This is a genomic window from Spirillospora sp. CA-142024, assembly GCF_050942325.1.
Classification (GTDB): Bacteria; Actinomycetota; Actinomycetes; order Streptosporangiales; family Streptosporangiaceae; genus Spirillospora.
Map to the genome: position 1 here is coordinate 7,214,359 of NZ_CP192077.1, position 14,403 is coordinate 7,228,761.

Consider the following 14,403-nt stretch of genomic DNA (forward strand, 5'->3'; position numbering starts at 1 on the left):
ATCGCCCGTCTCCCTATTGGGAGGCCATGAGATGCGCATTGGGCGGCCCGGCGCACGGATCCCCTCAGGTATCGTCTGTAACGCATTGACCACGGGGGGCTTGTGAGCGACAGCGAAAAGAGCCCGGAGGGTGAGGAGCCCACCGGGACGGGCGAGGTGGACCGCGACGACACCGACGGCGGGGCGCCGGCCGGCACGGACGGCCCCGCGACCGCGACGCTGACCGCGGACACCGCATCCGATACCGAACAATCCACCCAAGACGCAGAATTCGCCCACGAGGCCGACATATCTCAGAACGGCGACAAGAGCGTCGGAGAGGCCGGCGACGCGGGCGACGAGGCCGAATCGCGCAAGGCCGATAGCGCGACCGATGGCGCGGACGACGCCGAATCGTCCGCCGCCGAGACGGCCGAGGCCGCGGAGCCCGAGGCCGCGGAGCCCGAGGCAGCGGAGCCCGCCGAGACGACCGAACCCGCCAAGGCCGCCGCGACCGCCGCATCCGATGCGACGGCGCCGGATGGTGTCGAGAAGCCGGCGACCGGTGATACCAAGACCATGCCCGCCGCCTCGTCCAAGCACGGCTCGTCCAGCCACGGAGGGCCGCCGCCCGGCACCGGCCCGGGACGCGGCGGACGCGGCGGGGGCAAGGGGCCCGGCAAGCCGCGCAGCCGCAGGAGGAAGTTCCTCCGCCGGACACTGTTCCTGCTGCTCGGCTTCATCGGGTTCTGCATCGCGGCGTTCGCCGTCGCGTACCTGTTCACGCCGGTGCCGTCGGCGCAGGAGCAGGCGATCGCCCAGGGCCCGACGTTCTACTACTCCGACGGCAAGACGGAGATCGCGAAGACCGGCGTGAACCGGGACGCCGTCAAGCTCGACCGGATCCCCAAGAGCACCCAGGACGCGGTGATCGCGGCGGAGAACCGCAGCTTCTACAGCGACCCCGGGGTGTCGGTCCAGGGCACCACGCGGGCGCTCTGGTCCACGGTCAGCGGCCGGCAACTGCAGGGCGGCTCGACGATCACGCAGCAGATGGTCCGCAACTACTACGGCGGCATCGGCAAGGACCGCTCGGTCACCCGCAAGCTCAAGGAGGTCATGGTCTCCCTGAAGGTGGGCCGGGAGAAGTCCAAGGGCTGGATCCTGGAGCAGTACCTCAACACCATCTACTTCGGGCGCGACGCCTACGGGGTGCAAGCCGCGGCGCAGGCCTACTACGACAAGGACGTCTCGGAGCTGACGCCCGCGGAGAGCGCCTACCTCGCCGCCGCGATCCAGCAGCCGAGCAACTTCGCCGAGCCGACCGGGGTCCACCGCGTCTACGCCGAGCAGCGCTGGCGCGCGATCGTCGGCAACATGGTCCGGGACGGGGCGCTCAGCTCCACCCAGGCGGCGTCGCTGAAGTTCCCGGTCCCGGTCAAGGAGAAGATCACCGACGTCCTCAAGGGCCAGCGGGGCTACATGGTCAACGTGGCCAAGAAGGAGCTCACCGAGCGCCGCGGCTACAGCGAGGACGAGATCAACCGCAGCGGCCTGAAGATCACCACGACGTTCGACAAGCGCCTGATGGACGCGATGAAGCGCTCCGTCACGCAGAACACCCCGACCGGGATGAGCAAGAAGATCCGCACGGGGGGCGTGTCGGTCGACCCGTCCACCGGGCAGGTGCTCGCGTTCTACGGCGGCCGCGGCTACCTGGAGGAGGCGCTGAGCAGCGCCTTCGGCGACTGGGCGCAGGCCGGGTCCGGGTTCAAGCCGATCGCGCTGGCCGCCGCGCTGGACGACGGGAAGTCGCTCGCCACCAGCTACGACGGGAGCTCCCCGCAGTACTTCGGCGGCTCGTCCATCAAGAACGACAGCGGCGAGAACTTCGGGATGGTGAACCTCGTCACCGCCACCGAGCACTCGATCAACACCGCCTACGTCAACCTCGGCCAGGACATCGGCAACGAGCAGATCGTCAAGATGGCCGAGAAGATGGGCATCCCCTCGTCCCAGATGAAGCCGGCGCAGCGGGACGCCGCCACGTTCCCGCTCGGCATCGTGTCGCTGCACCCCGTCCAGCAGGCGGGCGTGTACGCGACGTTCGCGTCCGAGGGCGTCCACCGGACGCCGTTCGTGGTGAAGTCCGTCACCGACAACGAGAACCACAAGCGCACGTTCACCGAGAAAGGCAACCGGGCGTTCAGCCAGCAGAACGCGCGGGACGCCACGTACGCCATGCAGAAGGTCGTGCAGGGCGGCACCGGGACGGGCGCGCAGCTGCCGGACGGCCGCGACGTCGCCGGCAAGACCGGCACCACCGACGAGGGCCGCGCGATCTGGTTCAACGGGTTCATCCCGCAGATGGCGACGACCGTCGCAATGTTCCGGAGCGACGGAAAGCCGCTGAACATCCCCGGCTACGGGTCCTACGGCGGGCAGCTGCCGGCGCAGATCTGGCGCTCGTACATGACCGACGCGGTGAACATCAAGGGATATGAGCCCGAGTCGTTCGGGTCGCCGTCGATGACACCGGGCGGCAGTTACGGCGAGCAGCCGACTCAGGAGCCGACCCCGGGCGGCCCGGAGCAGCCGGGCCCGACCGGCCCGTCCGCGCCGCCGCCGTCCACGGAGGCGCCCGACACCCCGGCGCCGCCGACCGGCCTGCCGACCATCGTGCCGACCAACCCCGGCGGAGGCGACGGAGACGGCGGTGACCCGGGCACCGGCGACGGCGGCGGGCCCGGGGACGGCGGCACCGGCGACGGCCCGATCGGCCGTCTCGGCTCCAGCGGTTAGGACCTCGGTCAGACGCGGGCCTGCGCCTTCAGGCGCAGGCCTTGCCGATGCGGGCCGGTGTGTCCTTCATCACGGCGTCGAGCTGGGAGACGTCGCCGCCGCCGACGCCCGGGGCGGCGGCGCGGAGCCGGTCCGCCTCGGTCGTCAGCGCCTTCTTCAGGGCGTCGTCGTCGGCCTGCTTCGCCAGCCGGTCGATGCGCCCGGCGAGCTGCTCGGTCGCCTGCCGCCACCGCGCGGGCTCCGCCGCCGGAATGCTCCGGACCTGGGCGATGTACTGTTGGAACGCCTTCTTCGTGTCGGTGCACACCTGGCCGGAGTTGCCGCCCGCCGTCCCGCACGCGCCCAGCAGACCGGACGCGCCGAGCGTCACCGCGCCGGCGACCAGCGCCCGAACCACCCCGTACCGCATCGCACCCTCCCTCTTGCTCCCGGATGGGACCCGCATATACTTCCGCACTAGGTCATGAGCGCCAGCGTCAAGCCCCGGCTTGCTGGCCGGCAACCCTTCGTCCGCGATGGGGTGCCCCGGGTGAGGACCTGGCCGGACGCGACATCGCGTCCCGGCAAGCGCGGATCCCGACGGACGTCCCGGGGTCCCTGACCCGGAAGGTTCCGGCATGCCCACGCTGCTCGCTCCCATCACGCCCGCTGTGACGCGCCCCGAGGGGGTCCGGGTTCGCCCGTTTCCCCGCGTCGTCGGCGCGGACGTCCCCGTGCCGCTGCGGGACGGGGGCCACGTCCCCTACGCCAACCTCGACTACGCCGCCAGCGCGCCCTGTCTGGAGGCGGTGCACGAGGCCGTCACCCGTGCGCTGCCGTACTACAGCAGCGTCCACCGCGGGGCGGGCTACGCGTCCCAGGTCACGACCGGCGCGTACGAGGAGGCGCGGGAGACGGTCCGGTCGTTCCTCGGCGCGTGGCGGCGGTCGGCGGTCGTGTTCACGCGGAACACGACCGACTCGATGAACCTGCTCGCGCACGCCGTCCCCGCCGGGACGAGCGTCGTCGTGTTCGAGACCGAGCACCACGCGTCGCTGCTGCCGTGGAAGCGCGCCGTCCGGCTGCCGGCGCCCGCCACCCCGGCCGAGGCCATCTCGGCCGCCGACCGCGCACTGCGCGAATCCCCGACCGGGTCGCGGCTGCTCGTCGTCACCGCCGCGTCCAACGTCACCGGCGAGCTGTGGCCGCTCGGCGAGCTGGCGCGGGTCGCGCACCGGAACGGCGCCCGCATCGCGGTGGACGCGGCGCAGCTCGTCCCGCACCGTCCGCTCGACATGACCGCGCTGGACCTGGACTACGTCGCGTTCTCCGGCCACAAGCTGTACGCGCCGTTCGGTGCGGGCGTGCTCGCCGGACGAGCCGACTGGCTGCGCGCCGCCGAGCCGTACCTGAGGGGCGGCGGCGCGAGCGCGTCGGTCGGGGCGACGACGCGGTGGGCGGCGTCGGCCGAGCAGCGCCACGAGGCAGGATCGCCGAACGTGCTGGGCGCCATCGCGCTGGCCGCCGCCTGCGAGACGCTGTCCCCGGCCTGGGCGGACGTGGCCGCCCGCGAAGAGGCGCTGGTGGAGCGGCTGCGGTCGGGGCTGGCGGCGCTCCCGCACGTCCGGGAGCTGACGTTGTGGGGCGACCGGGCGCCGCGCGTCGGGATCGTGTCGTTCATCGTGGACGGGTGGAACGCGCGCGACGTGGCGCTTACCCTGTCGGAGGAGCACGGCATCGGCGTCCGGGACGGAAAGTTCTGCGCGCACCCGTTCGTCCGGCACCTGCTGGGCGGGGAGCGGACCGCCGTCCGCGCGAGCGTCGGCCTCGGGACGAGCGAGGAGCACATCGACCGCCTCCTCACCGCCCTCGCGGAGCTGGCGGCGCGCTGACCTGCGGACTCTCCCGGGCGGACAGATGATTATGCTCTTTGGTCCTGTTCGCCCATGTAGCGTAGGCAGTCGCGCGGGGACGAGCACGGAGAAAAACAGGGGGTGGCGGCCGTGGCCGACGCGTGGCAACCCACGTCGGAACTGGAACGCCGACTGCAGGAGACCGTACGGGCCGGTGACCAGGAGAGCTACTTCCGCCTCATCGCGGACAGCGAGCTGGTCGTACCCGTCCCGCCCGAGATGGTGGACGGCGTGCTCGCGGGCGACACCCAGCCGTCATGGCCGACCCAGGAGGAGGACGGCCGGGTCCACGTCCTGGTGTACACGTCAGCGGCGGCGATGCGCGCCTGCCTCGGCCCGTCCGTCCAGCACTTCATGACCGTCCGGTTCGGCGACATCGCCGAGACCTGGCCGGACGCCCGCTGGTGGCTCGCCATCGACGCGCCCGCCCGCGGCGTCGGCGCCGCCCTGCCCATCGAGGCGCGGCTGCCGTCCTGGTTCGTCCGGCAGGTCGCCGAGGGCGACGGCCGCCCGCCGCAGGTCGGCCGCGCGTCCGCGCCGTGGGAGGAGCTCAGCGGCCAGCACCGCGAGCTGCCCCGCGAGACGGCCCGGTCCGAGTTCCAGCCGGCGAACGACGTCGAACGCGAACTCCTGCGCGCCGCCGCCAACAACGACCACGACCTGTTCCTGCAGACGCTCGCCGGGACCGAGGTGCTGCTGCCCGTCCCGGACGACATGGACTTCACGCTGCGTCCGGGCCGCCCCGGTTTCCCGTGGCAGACACGGGAGGTCGACGGCTCCACCGTGGTGCCCGTCTTCACCTCGCCCGAACGGCTCGCCGAGGCGGCCGGGTCCGGGACCGAGTCCATCATGCTGCCGTTCACCGTCGTGCTGCGGTACTGGCCGAACCACGACTGGCTCCTCGCCATCAACTCCGGCTCCCCCGCCGGCGGCACCGTCCTCGCCCAGCAGCTCCCCGGCCTCGCCACCTGGGCCGACCAGCGCGCCGCCCAGCGCATGACGGAGCGCTTCGAGCCACAGAACGACATCGAGCAGCGCCTCTTGGACGCCGCGCGCCGCCGCGACACCGAGGGCTTCTTCACGATCCTCCTCGGCGCCCAGGTGCTGGTCCCCGCCGACGCCGACACACCCTGGGGGATCGTCCCCGGCGACCGCGAGTTCCCGTGGCGGCCCGTCCCCGTCCACGGCCGCACGTCCATCCAGATCTTCACGTCCCTGAAGTGGATGAACGAGGCCATCGGCTCATCCCGCTTCATCATGCCGAGCGTCCAGGAGATGGTCGGCGCCTGGCCCGACGGCGCCTGGACGCTCGTCCTCAACCCGGGCACGCCCATCGACGCGTCCATGCCGGGCGAACAGGTCCGCACCCTTCGCGGGCCGGCCACTCCCCCCTCGGCCGCCACCCCGCCGCCTCCGGAGACCCCGGCGGTCCCGGTGGCCCCCGCCGTCCCCTCCCCCGCGCCCGCTCCCGACCCGACGGTGGCCGGCGGGCCGGCACAGGGCACGCCCGGAGAACCAGGCGGCCGCCACGCCAACGTCGCCCCGGACGAGCAGTCCCCCGGCATCCCCGCCGTGACGGGCCAGGCAGGCGCGCCCGCACCCCACGAAGCCCCCGCCAGCACACCCCCGGCCAACGAACCGGGCGGATCGACGCCAAACACACCTGGAGAAGCCGTCGGCCGCCACGGCGGAGCACCTCACGACCCCGTAACCGGCCCCGCCATCAGCAGGCCTGGCGAAGAGCACCCCGTACAGCCACGGCACACCAACGCCCCTCCAGAAACGCCCGCGCCCGGCACCCCCGAGCAACCAGCCCCCCACCACGACGCGCCACCAGCTGGCGCGCCCGATGGACACGACACAGCCGTACCGGGCGAGCAGGCATCCGGCATCCCCGCCATGCCAGAACAGCCAGGCCCGCCCACGCCCGGCACGCCCGAGCACCCGGCCCGCCACCACGACCTGCCACAAGCCGACCCGGCCGCTGGAGGCGACACCACGCCGCCCGGCGTGCAAGCATCCGACACGCCGGCCATGCCAGAACAGGCAGGTCCACCCATGCCCGGCACACCCGGGCAACCAGCCCCCCACCACGACCTGCCACCAGCTGGCGCGCCCCGTGGACACGACACAACGCCGTCCGGCGAGCAGGCGCCCAATATTCCGGCCATGCCGGAACAGGCAGCCCTACCCGCGTCCGGACGACCAGCCCCTCAAAACGGCGTGCCACAAGCCGACGCGGCCGGCGGATACGACACAACCGTGCCGGGCGAGCAGGTGCCCGGCCTGTCGGCCCTGCCAGGACAGGCAGACGCGCCCGCACCCCACGAAGCCCCAGGCGTCCCCGCCAGCACACCCCCGGCCAACGAACCGGGCGGGTCGACCCCTAACACACCTGGAGAAGCCGTCGGTCGCCACGGCGGCGCACCTCACGACCCCGTACCCGGGCCCGCCATCAGCAGACCTGGCGAAGAGCACCCCGCACAGCCACGGCACACCAACGCCCCTCCAGAGACCGCACCCGGCACCCGCGAGCAACCAGCCCTCCACCACGACCTGCCATCAGCCGCCCCGACCCCTGGACACGACTCAACGCCGCCCGGGGAGCAGGCGCCCGGCATCCCCGCCATGTCGGAGCAAGCACGCCTGCCCGGGCCCGGCGCACCCGGGCAACCAGGCCGCCACCACGAAGCGCCATCAGCCGACGCGGCCGGTCGACGCGACACAGCCGTGCCGGGCGAGCAGGCGTCCAACATGCCGGCCATGCCAGAACAGGCAGGTCCACCCACGCCCGGCACACCCGGGCAACCAGCCCCCCAGCACACCATGCCACCAGCCGCCCCGGCCCCTGGACACGACACAACGGTGCCCGGCGAGCAGGCGTCCGGCATCCCCGTCGTGCCGGAGCAGGCAGCCCCGTCCGCGTCTCACGAAGCCCCAGCCGGACACGCAGGAGCGCCGCCGGCCCCAAGCACCGCAGGTGAGACCAGCGATCCCGCCCGCACGCCCCCGGTCAACGAACCGGGCGGTATGGCGTCGGGTGCGGGGGGTCGTCACTCCGGCATGCCGCAGATGACCGCGTCTCCCGGCGATACGGCGGGGCACCGCATCATCGACCATGGCGTGGCCGAGGAGGCTGTGCCCGGTGTCCATGCGCCCGGCGGGCCGGCGGACGGCGCACCAAGAGAAGCGGGTCGTGGCCAGACGGGTGGGCTTGGCGCAGCTCAAGGCGGTGCGCAGTCCGGTCCGGTCGGCGAGCAGGAGGCCGCGCCCCCCGGCCCGGGGCTGGGCGAGAGGCCGGAGCGGGCCTTGCGGGCCGTGGAGGAACCCGAGCCGGCGTTCGAGCCGGGAAACCGGATCGACCAGGAACTCTACGAGGCGGCGGCGAGCGGGGACTCGGACGCGTTCCTGCGGGTGCTGCTCAATGCGAACGTGCTCGTCCCGATTCCCGCTGACGCCCCGCTTGAGGTGACGCCGGTTCAGCAGGAGTTCCGGTGGGACGCCGCGCTGCGAAGCGGGTCGGCAGTGCAGGTGTTCACGTCGCTGGTCCGGTTGCGCGAGGTGCTGCCGGAGTCCCGGTTCGTCTACGCGGACTTCCGGGAGTTGATCGGCGCGTGGCCCCGGGAGGACTGGGCCATGGTGCTCAACCCGGGGACGCGCATCGGAGCCTCGCTGCGCGGCGACCAGGTGCGGGCGCTGAGCGACTGGGCGGTGCGGGTCGGGCTCGTCCCGGCGCGGCCGGAGGTTCCGCTTCCGCCGCCGCGGCGCGAGCCCGCACCGCAGATGGCGCCCGACCCGGACGACCGCGTCGCCACGCCGACGATCATGCAGAAGGTCGTCCCGCACGGGCATGTCGCCTGGTACCTGGAACAGGGATACGACCGCGTCGGCGGCTTCGTGCACTCGACAGGTGATGTGGCCGAACTGCAGACGCCCGTCCAGCTGTACGAGACGCTGGGGCTGCTGTACGCCGACTCGCCTTTCTCGGCCGCCGACGAGGGCGTGTACGTCATCCGATGGCCCGCATACTGCCCCGACCTGTACCGGGTCCCGTTCGGCGGGCGGACCGAGGAGGAGATCGCCGCCTGGGGCGAGGCCGGCTGGGTCGTCGAACGGCCGCCGTTCCTCGGAAGCGGCTTCGCGCCGGGAAGCGCAGGGTCCATCCGCGAATACAAGGTGGACAGCGTCCGGCTGCCGTACGGGGCGGAGATGTACTACCTCGCAAGGGACCGGTCCGAGCGGTTCATCGCCATGTACGACCCCGACCGGCTCGCCTGGCTGCGGCCGGACGCCAACGCCGAGGCGTGGAACGGGCGGACGGAGGCCACGCAGTGATCCGGGACGGGTACGTCGCACGGTGGCTGGGCCGCGACTTCGAAGCCGCGCCCGGCGCCGACGGCGAGATCAGGCTGTACGCGCCCGGGCCGACGGACGGGTTCGAGGAGCTTCGCCCCGGCCGCTTCCGCCGCATCGTCCCCGCGTCCGAGGTCGAGGACCTCCGCTACGCCCGGACGACGTGCCGCTGGCGCGGGGAACGTTTCGTCATCGTCGGGGAGCATGAAACGTGGCTGCGCGTCGAGTACGCGGGCGGACGGGCGCCGGTCGCCGAAAGACTCGGGCTCGACCGCATCGACCTGGGTGTCTGGCAGACCTGGGCGCCGCGTTCGGAGATCGAGGACATCCGCGAAGAGTTCATCTGATCCCGAACGGGGTTGATTTGGCGCCTAGATCCGTGTTCGCATGTCTCCCGAGGCGATCCCTCGGGTAGCAGCGAGCACGGCGTTCAACGGCGACGCGACGGAGGTGCGGCGGCAGTGATCTGCCGATCGGCGGTGAAACCGATCTTTGTTGGGCTCGGCACGGCGGCCATCCTCGCCGCCGGAGGCGCATCCGCCGTGGCCGACACCTCGTCCCCCAGCACCTCAGAGTCGGGGTCCGGGTCCGCCGAACCGACGCCGGTTCTCAAGGTGAGGGTCACCGCGGCCGACTCCAGTGCTCTGGCCGGAAGCTCGGTCGCCATCAAGACGACGGTCTCCACGGACACCGGCGAGGCGACGGACGTCAAGGTGACCGCCGTCAACGTGACGACGGAGCCCAACGCGGACACCGGCATCACCGGAGCCTGCCCCGCAGCGGGCGCCGACAGTTGTGCTCTGGGAACCGTAGACGCCGGCGGCAAGGCCATAACGTCTTTCCTCACGGTTCCGAAGGACATCAAGAAGACGGTCACGGTGACCTACAAGGTGACCGTGGTGGGCACTGCACCCAAGGACAAGACCCAGACTGTCGGCGACACGACGTCTGTGAGCTACACGCCCATCAAGGTGACACCTACCGCTACGCCGACCAAGACGCCGACGAAGAAGCCCACCAAGACTCCGACGAAGTCGCCCTCGCCCACGGCGACGTCCACGACTTCGTCCGGGGCGTCCAACGGTGGGGGCGGTAGTTCGAACGGCGGGAACGGGTCCGGTGGGAACGGGGCGGGGGCGGACGGGTATGTGCCGCCGTCGCCGAACTCGTCGTTCGATCCGCAGAATCCGCAGGTCGCGTTGCCGTCGATCCAGGCTCCCAGCCCGTCCGTCGCGCCGAGTCCGGTCCCGGGATCGGGGACGCCGCAGAGCCGGCTGCAGGGGAACAAGGCGCCCATCGCGCAGGACCTCACGTTCGAGCGGATGGCCAGCACGCAGATCGCATGGCTGGCGGCGCTGATGGTGGCGTTCTCCCTCCTGCTGACGCAGCTGCGGCTGGGGCGCCGCCGCCTGCCGGCCGGGACGCCGAAGCGCGTGAAGGGTACGCACCGGCGGCCCCGTCACGGCATGTTCGGGAACTGACAGCGGCACGGGCGGAGGCGACGGCATGCCGGACCGGGATCAGATCGCAGAGCTGCGGGCCCGGGCGGATGCCGGCGACCGGAACGCGGCCGGACGGTTGGGTGAGCTGCTGGCCAAGCACGGCGACCTGGAAGGCGCGGTGCGGGTGTGGGTGTCGGCCTACGGCGACGACTCCCCCACCACGGCGCGGCTGGCCGAGCTGATGGCCGGGCGCGGCGACCTGGAGGGCGCGGTCGGGGTTTGGCGTTTCTCGGACGTGGTGCGGTACAACCCTGCCGGTCTCCACGAGGGGTTCCTGTCCACGCTCGATGCCGCCGAGCGCATCGACTGGGAGGACGAGCCCGAGGACTGGGCCTTCATGGAGACGGAGCAGCTGGCGAGGCGGCTGTCCAGCTGAGCTCCCGGCCGGTGGTCTCTGTGCTCAGGCGACGGCCTGTCCCGAGGCTGTTGCCGGCACGATAAGAAGGGGCGCGCTTTCTCACTGTCTCCGGGATGCGCCCTGGTGCATGAGGGAGTGGCAGGCGATGGCGGCGGCCGCGGTGACGTTGAGGGAGTCGACGCCGGCGGACATCGCGTCCGGGCTCATGGGAATGCACACCGGCTCGTCCGCCTCGTCAAGCCAGTGTGAGGAGAGGCCGTCCCCCTCCGAGCCGAGCATGAGAGCGACACGGTCGCCCGTCGAAGCCGTGTCTATGGGTGTCGCCGTCTGGTCAGGTGTCAGGGCTAGCAAGGTGAAGCCGGCGGCGCGCACCTTGCCCAGGCCGTCGTGCCAGCTGGTCATGCGCATATAGGGGATCGCGAAGACCGCGCCCATGGAGACCTTCACCGACCGCCGGTACAAGGGGTCCGCGCAGCGCGGGGACAGGATGATGGCGTCGATGCCCAGTGCGGCGGCACACCTATATATGGAGCCGACGTTCGCGTGATCCACCAGGTCCTCCAGGACGAGGATGCGGCGGGCGTCGGCCAGCACGGCTTCGAGGGGCGGCAGCGGGAGGCGTTCCAGGGACGCCAGGGCGCCGCGGTGGACCTGGAAGCCGGTGAGGGACTCCATGGTGGCGTCGTCGGCGATGTAGGCGGGGGCGGCCAGGCCGTCCAGCAGGTCGGCGAGCGGATCGGCCCAGCGGGGGGCCATCAGCAGGGAGCGTACGGGGTGGCCGGCGCCGACCGCGCGGCGGATCACCTTCTCGCCCTCGGCGACGAACAGGCCGTGCTCGGCCTCCAGGCTCTTGCGGAGGTTCACGTCGCGGAGCCGGACGAAATCCGCGAGGCGCGGGTCGGCGGGGTCGGAGACCGGGATCAGGCTGGCCATCGTCCCAGTCTGCCGCCGGACACCGGATGCCAAGGCACCGCGAGGCGGTCCGGCGGCCGGATCCGGCCGCGGGACGGTCCCGAATGTCCTGTTCCGCGGGATGTTCCTACCGCCTCGTACCGCCCCGATCGCTGCGTGTGACCGGGGGGCGGCGATGCCAGGATCATCCGGGCATAGGCTCATGACCTGCGGCATTATCAGTTTTGAGTTCTTTGTAACCTCTGGTTCGTACTACTACAGTGCCGGGGAACATCGGCGGGTTTCTGGTGAATCGAGGGCAGGCCATGAGCGGACGTCATCGCAATGACTTCCCCGAGGGGACGGGCGAGGGCGGGTACGACGCGTCCACGCCCGTCTTCGGCCCGGCCAACGACGGGTCGTCCGACTGGTTCGGCTCGCGGGACGGGCAGGGCCAGCCGCTCGCCCAGCCCCCGGCCGGTCCGCAGGGCGCGCCGCCCGGCGTCGCCCCGGGGGCGTCGGGCGAGACCCCCGAGTGGTTCACGCCCCGGCAGTCGGGCGAGGAACCGGTCTTCGGGTCCGGTGGATTCAGCGGTGCGTCCGACGCGGGCGGTTACGGGCTCGGACGGCCGGGCCCGGCCGGGTCAGGCGGCTACGGCAGGGAGCCGAGGGCCGCGTCGCCGCAGGGGCCCGCTCCGGAGTCCTCGCCGCTCGCCGGGACCGGGTACAGCGAGTACGACTCCATCCGCAGCTCGGACGGCGGCCCGTCGGGATTCTTCGGCGGTTCCGGTGGGCCGGGCGACTCCGGCGGCTACGGCGGCGGGTCCGGCGACTCGGGCGGCTATGGCGGCTATGGCGGCGGGTCCGGCGGCTACGAGTACGGGCGCCGCAAGCGCAAGCGGAGCGCGACCGCGCTGATCGGGCCGATGGCCGGGGCGGTGGGCCTGGCGCTGCTGCTCGGCGTCGGCGTCTACGCGTTCGCCGAGAGCGGCGGCGGCTGCTCCGGCGACGACGCGATGAACCTGTCGGTCGCGGCGGCGCCCGACATCGCGCCGGTCGTGGAGAAGGCGGCCGGACGTTTCAACGACGCCAAGCACAAGGTCGACGGCAAGTGCGTCAAGGCCACCGTGAAGAAGGCCGAGCCCTCGGCCGTGACGACGGTGCTGTCCGGGCAGGCCGTGGCGAACGCGTCCAACGAGCGCCCGGACGTGTGGATCCCCGACTCGTCGCTGTGGAGTTCGCTGGCCCAGTCGAACGAGGAGAAGGGCGACAAGGGCAGCGTCATCTCCACCAAGACCTCGGTGGCGCAGAGCCCGATCGTCGTCGGGCTGCCGCAGACGCTCGCGGAGCAGCTGAAGAAGCAGGGCATCACCGCCAGCCCGTCCTGGGACAACCTGCTGAAGGCGGCGGGCGGCGTCGCGGGCGGCGCGGTGACCAAGAACCAGATGATCCCGGCGGGCTCGGTGCGGCTGGTCGTGCCGGACCCGATGAAGAACGCCGCGGGCATGGGCTCGCTGATGGTCACGAGCACGCTGCTGGCGAACGACCCCAACCGGGACTCGATCTTCACCGGCATCGTCCGGACCGTCCGGGAGAGCACCGTCCCCACCGTGGAGGCGGAGTTCCAGCACTTCCGCAAGGACCGCAGCGGCAAGCAGCCGATCTCGCTGTCGTCCGAGCAGGCCCTCTACCAGTACAACCGGACGAAGCCGGCCGAGCCCGCGGTGGCGCTGTACCCGATCGAGGGCACGCTGTCCCTGGACTACCCGTTCACCGTCACCAGCAAGGACGACGCAAAGCAGAAGGGCGCCCGGCTGCTGGAGCAGGCGATGGGCACGGAGGCGACCCGCAAGGACGTCCTGGAGGCCGGGTTCCGGACGACGGACGGCAAGGCGCCGTCCGGGTTCACCCAGGCGGCGGGCGTCAGCCCGGCCCGGCCGCGGCAGCTGCCCGCGCCGAAGAGCGCCGACGTGGCGAAGGTCATGCAGGCGTGGTCGAAGCTGTCGCTGGGGCTGCGCATGCTCACGCTGATCGACGTGTCCGGGTCGATGGCCGAGAAGGTCGGGCCGGACACCAACCGGCTGCAGGCGATCGCGCAGGTGTCGCAGGGCGGGCTCAGCATGATGTCCAACGACACCGAACTCGGCCAGTGGCTGTTCTCGACGAACATGAACGGCGACCTGCCGTACAAGGAGACGGTGCCGATCGGCGCGCTCGGCGACCGGATCGGGTCGAACACGCGGCGCGGGCTCGTCCTGTCGACGCTCAACCAGATGCAGCCGAAGCCGAACGGCGACACCGGCCTGTACCGGACGATGCTGGCCGCCTACAAGAAGATGAACGAGACCTACAAGCCCGAGTTCGGCAACTCGATCCTGCTGCTCACGGACGGCAAGAACGACGACGACGGCGGCCCGTCGCTGGCGGAGACGCTGAAGCAGCTGAAGGACATGCAGGACCCGAACAAGCCGATCCAGGTCAACATGATCGGGTTCGGCAAGGGGGTGGACCGGAACGAACTGGAGCAGATCGCCGCGGCGACGAACGGCAACGTCCAGGTCGCGCAGACTCCGCAGGAGATCTCCAAGATCTTCCTGAAGATGCTGTCCCGGCGGATCCAGTGATC

The 14,403-nt window shown here is 71.8% G+C and carries 9 protein-coding genes and 1 riboswitch; of the genes, 7 read left to right on the forward strand and 2 right to left on the reverse strand.

Annotated elements, in window-relative coordinates:
• The first annotated feature begins 102 nt into the window (after positions 1–102).
• The gene (locus ACQPZP_RS34060; protein WP_433473795.1) at positions 103–2,781 is read left to right on the forward strand and encodes a transglycosylase domain-containing protein; all 2,679 of its coding nucleotides are present in this window, start codon (positions 103–105) and stop codon (positions 2,779–2,781) included.
• A gap of 28 nt (positions 2,782–2,809) precedes the next feature.
• On the opposite strand, the gene ACQPZP_RS34065 is transcribed toward ACQPZP_RS34060, so the two are convergent.
• Positions 2,810–3,190: a hypothetical protein gene (locus ACQPZP_RS34065; protein WP_433473796.1), complete on the reverse strand. Its 381-nt coding sequence runs from the start codon at positions 3,188–3,190 to the stop codon at positions 2,810–2,812.
• Positions 3,191–3,240: 50 nt separating this feature from the next.
• Positions 3,241–3,357, forward strand: a riboswitch (SAM riboswitch).
• 41 nt (positions 3,358–3,398) lie between these two features.
• Between ACQPZP_RS34065 and ACQPZP_RS34070 the strand changes: the two genes are divergently transcribed.
• The 5 genes from ACQPZP_RS34070 to ACQPZP_RS34090 all read left to right on the forward strand — a co-directional run bounded on the left by ACQPZP_RS34070 (position 3,399) and on the right by ACQPZP_RS34090 (position 10,904).
• Complete coding sequence (locus tag ACQPZP_RS34070) at positions 3,399–4,652, forward strand: aminotransferase class V-fold PLP-dependent enzyme (RefSeq protein ID WP_433473797.1); 1,254 nt, start codon at positions 3,399–3,401, stop codon at positions 4,650–4,652.
• Between the two features lie 111 nt (positions 4,653–4,763).
• On the forward strand, positions 4,764–9,008 hold the full coding sequence (locus ACQPZP_RS34075) for an SseB family protein (protein WP_433473798.1): 4,245 nt from the start codon (positions 4,764–4,766) through the stop codon (positions 9,006–9,008).
• Positions 9,005–9,373, forward strand: a complete 369-nt coding sequence (locus ACQPZP_RS34080) for a hypothetical protein (RefSeq protein ID WP_433473799.1) — start codon at positions 9,005–9,007, stop codon at positions 9,371–9,373. Before ACQPZP_RS34075 ends, ACQPZP_RS34080 begins: the two co-directional genes overlap by 4 nt.
• A 267-nt stretch (positions 9,374–9,640) precedes the next feature.
• Positions 9,641–10,507 carry a hypothetical protein gene (locus ACQPZP_RS34085; RefSeq protein ID WP_433473800.1) on the forward strand — a complete coding sequence of 289 codons (867 nt, stop codon included), beginning with the start codon at positions 9,641–9,643 and terminating at the stop codon, positions 10,505–10,507.
• A gap of 25 nt (positions 10,508–10,532) precedes the next feature.
• On the forward strand, positions 10,533–10,904 hold the full coding sequence (locus ACQPZP_RS34090) for a hypothetical protein (protein ID WP_433473801.1): 372 nt from the start codon (positions 10,533–10,535) through the stop codon (positions 10,902–10,904).
• A gap of 81 nt (positions 10,905–10,985) precedes the next feature.
• On the opposite strand, the gene ACQPZP_RS34095 is transcribed toward ACQPZP_RS34090, so the two are convergent.
• Entirely contained in the window at positions 10,986–11,819 is an 834-nt protein-coding gene (locus ACQPZP_RS34095; protein WP_433473802.1) for a TrmH family RNA methyltransferase, read from the reverse strand.
• Between the two features lie 284 nt (positions 11,820–12,103).
• Here ACQPZP_RS34095 and ACQPZP_RS34100 point away from each other — a divergent pair, with 284 nt between their 5' ends.
• Positions 12,104–14,401, forward strand: a complete 2,298-nt coding sequence (locus ACQPZP_RS34100) for a substrate-binding domain-containing protein (RefSeq protein ID WP_433473803.1) — start codon at positions 12,104–12,106, stop codon at positions 14,399–14,401.
• Positions 14,402–14,403 lie beyond the last annotated feature (2 nt).